Consider the following 416-nt stretch of genomic DNA (forward strand, 5'->3'; position numbering starts at 1 on the left):
ACGGGCTGGCGCGCCTGCTTCGCTGCGTCGTTCGCGAGGCCGAGATCCTTCAGCATCAGGTCGGTGCCGAAGCCGCCACTGTAGCCGCGCGACGACGGCGCGGTGGCGATCACGCCCGGATACGGGTTGTAGGTGTCCGAGCTCCAGCAGCGGCCCGTCGACGTGTTGACGATGCCGGCCAGCACCTTCGGGTCGATGCCGAGCGCGACGCCCAGCGACATCGCCTCGGAGACGGCCGCCATCGAGATGCCGAGCACGAGGTTGTTGCACACCTTCGCGACCTGCCCCATCCCCGTCGCGCCACAGTGGACGATGTTCTTGCCCATGCCGGCGAGCACCGGCTTCACGCGCTCGAAATCCGCGTCGCTGCCGCCGACCATGAAGGTCAGCGTGCCGGCCGCCGCGCCGCCGGTGCC

At 70.2% G+C, this 416-nt stretch carries 1 protein-coding gene; it reads right to left on the reverse strand.

Translation table 11 applies throughout. The features are described 5' to 3' along the window. Window positions 1–416 (reverse strand): NAD-binding protein (locus DIE06_RS38035; protein WP_185733595.1); only part of this gene is annotated, 416 nt, incomplete at both ends.

The organism is Burkholderia sp. Bp8998 (assembly GCF_003854235.1).
In the GTDB taxonomy this organism is placed as follows: domain Bacteria; phylum Pseudomonadota; class Gammaproteobacteria; order Burkholderiales; family Burkholderiaceae; genus Burkholderia.